The 7,801-nt window shown below is 58.9% G+C and carries 7 protein-coding genes; 2 read left to right on the top strand and 5 right to left on the bottom strand.

All coding sequences use genetic code 11. The features are described from left to right. Positions 1-102 precede the first annotated feature (102 nt). The 4 genes from QKD99_RS11125 to secY form a co-directional block, all read right to left on the bottom strand. Complete coding sequence (locus QKD99_RS11125) at positions 103-954, bottom strand: L,D-transpeptidase (protein WP_347951453.1); 852 nt, start codon at positions 952-954, stop codon at positions 103-105. A 64-nt stretch (positions 955-1,018) separates the two neighbouring features. Further along, on the bottom strand, positions 1,019-1,813 hold the full coding sequence (map, locus tag QKD99_RS11120; RefSeq protein WP_269954280.1) for a type I methionyl aminopeptidase: 795 nt from the start codon (positions 1,811-1,813) through the stop codon (positions 1,019-1,021). A gap of 2 nt (positions 1,814-1,815) precedes the next feature. Then, positions 1,816-2,361, bottom strand: coding sequence for an adenylate kinase (locus tag QKD99_RS11115; RefSeq protein ID WP_269954279.1), 546 nt, complete (start codon positions 2,359-2,361; stop codon positions 1,816-1,818). Beyond that, positions 2,361-3,686: a preprotein translocase subunit SecY gene (gene secY, locus QKD99_RS11110; RefSeq protein ID WP_239278105.1), complete on the bottom strand. Its 1,326-nt coding sequence runs from the start codon at positions 3,684-3,686 to the stop codon at positions 2,361-2,363. The genes QKD99_RS11115 and secY overlap by 1 nt, the downstream gene beginning before the upstream one ends. A gap of 372 nt (positions 3,687-4,058) precedes the next feature. Between secY and QKD99_RS11105 the strand changes: the two genes are divergently transcribed. Together QKD99_RS11105 and QKD99_RS11100 are read left to right on the top strand one after the other, a co-directional pair. After that, positions 4,059-5,366 carry a class I SAM-dependent methyltransferase gene (locus QKD99_RS11105; protein WP_204610220.1) on the top strand — a complete coding sequence of 436 codons (1,308 nt, stop codon included), beginning with the start codon at positions 4,059-4,061 and terminating at the stop codon, positions 5,364-5,366. An 11-nt stretch (positions 5,367-5,377) separates the two neighbouring features. After that, positions 5,378-6,880, top strand: a complete 1,503-nt coding sequence (locus QKD99_RS11100) for an FAD-binding oxidoreductase (protein ID WP_347951452.1) — start codon at positions 5,378-5,380, stop codon at positions 6,878-6,880. A gap of 109 nt (positions 6,881-6,989) precedes the next feature. Here the strand turns inward: QKD99_RS11100 and QKD99_RS11095 are convergent, their stop codons facing one another. Further along, complete coding sequence (locus tag QKD99_RS11095) at positions 6,990-7,478, bottom strand: hypothetical protein (RefSeq protein ID WP_347951451.1); 489 nt, start codon at positions 7,476-7,478, stop codon at positions 6,990-6,992. Positions 7,479-7,801: the final 323 nt, after the last annotated feature.

Here is a 7,801-nt window from a genome sequence, read left to right as displayed (position 1 = left end):
GCTAGAATCCGCCCCTCCCCCTAAGCCAGCAAAATCCCCCGAACCGATTCTCCTCTTCGGGAGATTAGTTCGGGGGATGAGGCTTTCGCTTAAGCGCGGGTCTTAGTAGATGAAGACCTTATCGCCAACCTGCACATTATCCCAGTAGCGCTTGGCAGCGTCTGGCGGCAGGTGAACGCAACCATTGGAGTCTACGGCCGGGTCATCCAGGTGGAAGGCGTGACCGTTATTGGTGAAGTAGATGGAGTATGGCATCGGCGCGTTATTGAACTCGCGGGAGATGTCATGCTCTACCTTGCGGCCAACGTAGAACGTGCCGCGCGGGGTCTCCTGTCCACGCATGCCAGCAGACATGGCCGGGGACACGTAGGACACCTTGCCGCCGTCCTGCAACCAGGTGCGGCGACCGTCGAGATCAACGCATACCTTGGCATCGGCCGGGCACGGGCCACGGTCGAACTGGTTGGCGCGGCGCTGTGCTTCCGCCTTGCGTGCGGCAGCCTCAGAACGAGCCTTCTCAGCGGCAACGCGCTCAGCGTTGGCGCGGGCGGCGGCCTCGCGGGCCTTGCGTGCTTCCAAATTCTTCTGTGCAATCAAGCCTGGGAAGAGGAATTCTACGGCGCCGTCCACAGCGGTCTGGACGCTAGGTGCCAGTTCCGGGGAGAACTTCTCTGCCTGGTCCAGGATCTGGTTGCGGGTATTCCAGGCCTGCTCGCGGCTCTGGCCATGGAAGTTATCCAGCTGCTTCTTTGCCTCAGCGGTGAGCTGGTCCAGGCCGGACTGGGAAGAGAACTGAGCGAGGTCGGAGTTTGCCTTGGAGCTGAGCTGATCCAGGTTCGGAATCTCCTGGGCGGTAGCGGCAGGAGCCGCAATGGTGGTGCTCAAGGCCATCACGCCAGCGACTGCGGGCGCTGCAACCGTGGCACGGATCTTGCGGAAGCTAAATTTAGACATGGCTGTGAGTATAAACCTTTCAGGGGCATATGCCTAGTGCAACAGGCATATCGGGGAATAAATGTCAGTAGCGGCGGGTAAGAATACGGGGCCCATCGGCGGTCGCGGCCACCGTATGCTCCCAGTGAGCGGCAAAGGAGCCATCGAGGGTAACGACCGTCCAGTCATCCTCTAGCACGGCAGAATCCTCTGTGCCCAAAGTTAGCATGGGTTCAATAGCTAGGACGGAACCTTCTTGGATCAGCGGGCCACGGCCCGGGCGACCCTCATTGGCCAGGTAAGGATCCTCGTGCATGGTGCGCCCGATGCCGTGACCGCCATAGCCATCCACGATGAAAAGATCCACGCCGAACTTCTGCTCGGCCCGGCGGGTGGCTTGCTCTAGGGCATGGGAGACGTCGGTAAGCAGATTGCCCGGAACCATAGCCTGCATGCCCTCCATGAGGACATACTCGGTGGCCTTATTGAGGGCTGCGACGTCTGCATCGAGCTCGCCTACTGCAAAGGACCAAGCGCTATCGCCTACCCAACCGTCCAGCGTGGCACCGCAATCGATGGACACCAAGTCGCCATCTGCGAGGACGGTTTCCTTATCCGGAATGCCGTGCACGATGACGTCATTAACGGAAGCACAGATGGAGCCCGGAAATCCTTCGTACCCCTTGAAGGTGGGATAGGCGCCGGCATCGCGAATGGTCTGCTCAGCCACCGCATCCAGCTCGAGGGTAGATACGCCAGACGCCGCAGCAGCGCGGACTTCCTGCAGTGCCTTGCCAACAATCTCGCCGGCGGCCTGCATGGCGTCTAGCTCGCCCGGGGTGCGGGCGGGGATGCGCTTACTGCGGCGTCGAAAAGCCATGCTTACTTACCCAGTGCTTCCATCGCACGGGCGTTGATTTCCTCCACGGCGCCTTCGGCCTTGATGGAGATGATGGCATCGCCGTAGTGCTCGATAAGCGGGAAGGTTTCCTGGCGGTAGACACCGAGGCGGGTGCGGATAGTCTCCTCATTATCGTCGGCGCGGCCACGGGCCATCATGCGCTCAACAACAACATCCTCAGAGACCTCGAAGTTGAGAACTCCGTCGAGCTTCTCGCCCTTCTTAGCAAGCAGCTCCTCCAAGATGTCTGCTTGCTCGGTGGTACGTGGGAAGCCGTCCAGCAGGAAGCCATTTTTGGCGTCATCCTGATTAAGGCGGTCCTCGACCATACGGGCGGTGACGTCGGTAGGTACCAGCTTGCCTGCATCGATGTAGGACTTTGCCTCTACACCCAGCGGAGTGCCTTCGCCAATGTTGGCGCGGAACAGGTCGCCGGTGGAGATGTGCGGAACGTTCAGCTTCTCGCTGAGGATAGCTGCCTGGGTGCCCTTGCCGGCACCGGGAGGTCCTAGAAGTACAAGACGCATTACTTAAGTAGTCCTTCGTAGTTGGATTGCAGTAGCTGGGACTCGATCTGCTTGACCGTGGTCAAGGCGACGGAGACCATAATCAGGATGGCCGTACCACCAAAGGCGGAGGTGCCGCTGGCGGAGGAGCTGCCTACGCCGAGGTCCAAGAGGATATTCGGCAGGATGGCGATAAGTGCCAGGTACAGGGCGCCCACGCACAGCAGACGGTTCATCACATAACCAAGGTACTCCGCGGTCGGACGGCCCGGGCGAATACCCGGGATAAAGCCGCCGTACTTCTTCATATTATCCGCCTGCTCTGCCGGATCGTACTGGACCGAGACATAGAAGTAAGCGAAAAAGATGGTCAGGACGAAGTACAGCACGATGTACTGCCAGGAGGAAGGTGCCTGCAGGTGCGCGATGACATTGCGCTGCCACCAGTTATCCGGGGTGCCGGGGGAGCCAGAGTTCACAATCTGGGTAATGAGGACCGGCATGTAGATAAGGGAGGAAGCGAAGATGACCGGGATAACGCCGGCCTGGTTGACCTTCAGCGGCAGGTAGGTAGAGGAACCACCGTACTGGCGGCGGCCGACCATGCGCTTTGCGTACTGAACCGGAATGCGGCGCTGGCCCTGCTCGATGAAGGTAATGCCAACAACTAGGACGACCAAGCCGGCTACCACCATGGCGAAGACGAGTCCACCATTGTTCTGCAGGATGCTTGCACCATCGGTGGGCAGGCGGGTTGCGATACCAGCGAAGATGAGCAGGGACATGCCGTTACCGATGCCCTTTTCGGTGATGAGCTCACCCATCCACATCACCAGTACAGCGCCGGAAGTCATGGTGATGACCAAGACGATGAGGGTGAAGAAGTTTCGGTCATCTGCCAAGACTGGTACGCCCTGGCCCAGCAGCTGCTCACGGTCTGCCAGCGCGACGATGCCGGAGGATTGCAGCAACGCCAGCGCGAGGGTCAGGTAGCGGGTGTACTGGGTCATCTTGGCCTGACCGGACTGGCCTTCCTTCTTCAATTCCTCAAAGCGAGGAATGACCACGGTCAGCAGCTGCACAATAATGGACGCCGTAATGTACGGCATGATGCCGATAGCGAAGATCGACAGCTGCAGCAGCGCACCACCCGAGAAGAGGTTGATGACGGAGTAAAGGTCTCCGGACTGCTCGGTAAGCTGGCGCAAGCGGCCAGCAATAGACGCATAGTCAACACCCGGAGACGGGATCTGTGCACCGACGCGGTACGCAATGATCATCACGATGGTGAAGACGATCTTCTTACGTAGGTCGGCATCCTTGAAAGCCTGGACAATGGCGGACACTACAAAATCCTCCTGGCCTACCGCTGCCGAACGCAAAATCTAGGGAGGGTTTCGCGTTCACACACGGAGGTGGAAACTCATCTACCCCTAGGAAACCACACCCCCTGAGCCAGAAAGCTTAGGGGAAATTCAGGTTTCCTTCAGGGACGGTTGAACACTTATGACCCCATTACCCTACCAGCCTTGCCCCGCATAGCCACATTAAGACCCAATAGTGTGACCATGATTGCTTGATCTTTCGCGCGTTTTGCATCCGGGGTTTACCATGAGGGGTATTGCCCCCGCGCAATCCCCTTAAATAGTCTCCGACCTCACAGCCTTGCGCTTCGAGGCCGTTATTGGTGTGAACCAAATGTTTCGAAAGAAGTACTTATGAGCAAGAAATTCACGCCGATGACCGTTGCTGAGATCATCGACGTTTTTGTCCCTAGCCCCAACCCCTTCCGCTGGGAGGCCTTTGACGGGTCCGCGACCGGACCAGAAGACGCCCAATACAAGGTGACTATTAATAGCCTTGAGGGCCTCTCTTTTATTGCTACCCATCCCGGCGATGTCGGTTTTGCGCGTGCATATGTCACGGACGGCATCACGGTGCATGGCGATCACCCGGCCCACCCCTATGGAATTTTTGATGCGCTGCATGCCATGTATGACAAATTCCAGAAGCCGGATGCCAAGACCCTGGCGCGCGTTGTTCGCTCCCTAGCATCCATGGGCGCCTTCCAAATCCAGCCGGTCCCCGAGGTGGAGCGCGCTTCATGGCTGCGCCGCAAGCTACACGACGGCCTGTCCAAGCACTCGAAACAGCGCGATGCCGATGTCATTTCCGATCACTACGACGTAGGCAATGATTTCTACGAGCTCTTCTTGGGCGATTCAATGACCTATACCTGCGCCTACTACCCCTCCCCAGACGCCACGCTAGAGGAAGCGCAGGAAAATAAGTACCGCCTCATCTTTGACAAACTCCGCCTCAAAGAGGGCGACCGCCACTTGGATGTGGGCTGCGGCTGGGGCGGTATGGTGCGCTACGCGGCACGCCGCGGCGTGAAGTCCATCGGCGTCACCCTCTCCAAGGAACAGGCCGAGTGGGGCCAGCGCAAGATTGAGGAGGAAGGCCTCCAAGACTTGGCGGAGGTCCGCTTCATGGACTACCGCGATATCACCGAAGAGGGCTTCGATGCCATCTCCGCCATCGGCATTATCGAGCACATTGGCGTAAAGAACTACAACGACTTCTTCAAGTTCCTCCACGGTAAATTGAAGGTCGGCGGCCTGATGCTCAACCACAACATCACTTACCCGGATAATCACAAGACCCCCAAGGGCGGCTTCATTGACCGCTATATCTTCCCTGACGGCGAGCTCACCGGCTCCGGCAATGTCACCAAGGCCATGCAAGACAATGGCTTTGAAGTCATTCACACCGAGTCTCTGCGCTTTGATTACATGCGCACGCTGCACGATTGGTGCGAGAACCTGAAGGACAATTGGGACGAGGCCTGCGCAACCGTGGGCCTGCCCACCGCCCGCCTCTACGGCATTTATATGGCCGGATCTGAGTGGGGCTTTGAGCGCAATATCATCAACCTGTACCACTTCCTCGGTGTCAAGCTAGGCGAGGCCGGTTCCCGCGCCGGCGTGCCTGAGCGCCGCTGGTGGGAAGATAGCCGCTTTTAAGGAGGGGTGTCATGACTCTCATTGATAACCTGCGCGAACGCCTCGACGCTGCCCAGCCGCGGCCGGTGGATGCCATGCCCATTGAGCCGGTGGGGTGGGAGGCGCACCAGGAGGGCGTCGATAAGCTGCTGGCGAGCTTCCGTGCCGTCCCGGCCGGAAAGCGCGTGCGCCTAGCCAAGAAGACCTCCAACCTCTTCCGCAGCCGCAGCGAGGAGCAGGAGGGCCTCGACGTATCCGGCCTTAGCGGCGTCATTGAGGTCGATCCAGTTGCCCGCACGGCCGATGTGCAGGGCATGTGTACCTATGAGGACCTCGTGGATGCCACTTTGCCCCACGGCCTCATGCCCTTCGTCGTACCGCAGCTTAAGACCATTACTTTGGGCGGTGCGGTTACTGGCATGGGCGTGGAATCCACCAGCTTCCGCAACGGTCTCCCACACGAGTCCGTGCTGGAGATGGATGTCCTTACCGGCACCGGCGAGATTCTCACCTGCTCCCGCGAAGACAACGTCGATCTCTTCCGCCTCTTCCCCAACTCCTATGGCTCGCTGGGCTACGCGGTGCGCCTCAAGATTGAGCTGGAACCCGTGCCCGCCTATGTAGAGCTGCGCGAAGAGCGTTTCCACACCGTGGAGGAGGCGAGCCGCGCGCTTGCCGACGTCGCCTCTTCCCACACCCACCGCGGCGAACCCGTCCACGGCCTCGACGGAGTGGTCTTCTCCGAGGACGAGGCCTACCTTGTCTTTGCCCGCTTCACTGACGAGGAGGGACCGACCTCCGATTACACGCGGGACAAGATTTACTACCGCAGCCTCCAGCACGCCTCTGGCATCCGCCGCGATCGCCTCACCATCCGCGATTACATCTGGCGCTGGGATACCGACTGGTTCTGGTGCTCGCGTGCTTTTGGTGCGCAGAACCCGAAGGTGCGCAAGGTGTGGCCGCGCGAGCTTCGCCGCAGCTCCTTCTATTGGAAGCTGGTCCGACTCGACCGCAAATACGAGCTGGAATATAACTTCATCAAAAAGCCCCACGGCAAGCCGCGCGCCGAGCGCGTGGTGCAGGATATTGAGGTCACCCCAGAAAACCTGCCGGAATTCCTCCATTGGTTCTTTAATGCCTCCGATATTCAACCGGTGTGGCTGTGCCCTATCCGACTGCGAGATGGCGTAAACGAACTTGTTGGCACTGGCGACCTTGCCTCTGACTCCGCTGACCCATGGCCGCTGTATCCGCTTCGCCCCGGACAAACCTGGGTCAACGTTGGCTTTTGGTCCGGCGTGGAAGGGGATCATGTGGATCCCTCCGCTCCGAATAATGGCGCATTCAACCGCGTTATCGAAGCCAAGGTCAACGAGCTGGGCGGGCACAAATCCCTCTACTCAGAGGCCTTCTATTCCCGGGAGAAGTTCGAAGAGCTCTACGGCGGCAGTCTTCCTGCCTCCATTAAAGCGGTGACCGATCCGGATGACCGCTTCCCCGGCCTGTACGAGAAGACCGTAGACGAGGCCTAGGCCTTCCCTTCCCCGCGCCTACTCTGGCGGGAAAAGCAAAAAGGGTGGAACGCCCTTCCCGAGCGTTCCACCCTCCTTTTTCGTCCCTAAGTCTCGGGACATTCGCGCTTTAATAGGCAGCGGTGATGTTGTCGTAGCCGTTGATCTTCAGGGCGCCCATAACGCGCTGCACAGCTGCCTCATCCTTCTCCGGGTTGTAGGTCTCCGGGAAGGTCAGGTGAGCAGAGTGGTCATCCTTAAACTCGATGTTCATGAACTCGTGGCCGACCTCCTGGGTAGCAAGCGCCAGCTCGCGCTGCACGGCCAGCTTACCGCTCTGCAGGTTGCCACCGTTGAACCCTGGATCGACCTCTTCGGCACCCTCTGCGTCACCGTTGATGACGTCTTCCTTGTCACCGGTGATACGGCCCTTCTCAGCGTGGGCGCCCGGCTGCTGGTCCTGCGCAGGCTGCTCACCAGCCTCGACCGGTGCGGTCTGGGCGTTCTCAGCAGGATCCGGCTGGGAGAGCTGTTCTTGGGCATCGACCGGACCGGTAGAGCCGGCAAATGGCATGAGGGCAGCAATTGCGGTAGCGAGCAGGGAAGAAATAGACGACATAAGATTCTCCTTAACGTTAGATGATTATCAACTAAGGATGACTGTAACACTCGTGAATATAATTCACCATACCGGTAACCTTATTTATTAATAACGGTTTCCTGTCAACTATTTTCACCACCAATGGCGCGCATAGCCTAGGCGCCACGCTATATATCGGCACCGGGGTGGGCGGATTCTAGTGGTCGTGGAAACACTTCTTATGTTTCGGTTGAGTTTATCAGTGCGGCCATTTTCTCGGCTGGTGTTTGAAAGCCCAGGGTTTTGCGGGGTCGGCGGTTGAGTTGCATGGCGACGAATTCTAGGTCCGCTGCACTATGGAC

The sequence above is a fragment of the Corynebacterium sp. c3Ub_189 genome, assembly GCF_039907195.1.
Classification (GTDB): Bacteria; Actinomycetota; Actinomycetes; order Mycobacteriales; family Mycobacteriaceae; genus Corynebacterium.
The sequence above is the reverse complement of the archived record's forward strand: the minus strand, read 5'-3'. Positions and strand labels throughout refer to the sequence as shown.

Coding starts and splice junctions, on each gene's coding strand:
- QKD99_RS11125 (WP_347951453.1), bottom strand. CDS start 954: ATGTCTAAATTTAGCTTCCGCAAGATCCGTGCCACGGTTGCAGCGCCC.
- map (WP_269954280.1), bottom strand. CDS start 1,813: ATGGCTTTTCGACGCCGCAGTAAGCGCATCCCCGCCCGCACCCCGGGC.
- QKD99_RS11115 (WP_269954279.1), bottom strand. CDS start 2,361: ATGCGTCTTGTACTTCTAGGACCTCCCGGTGCCGGCAAGGGCACCCAG.
- QKD99_RS11105 (WP_204610220.1), top strand. CDS start 4,059: ATGAGCAAGAAATTCACGCCGATGACCGTTGCTGAGATCATCGACGTT.
- QKD99_RS11100 (WP_347951452.1), top strand. CDS start 5,378: ATGACTCTCATTGATAACCTGCGCGAACGCCTCGACGCTGCCCAGCCG.
- QKD99_RS11095 (WP_347951451.1), bottom strand. CDS start 7,478: ATGTCGTCTATTTCTTCCCTGCTCGCTACCGCAATTGCTGCCCTCATG.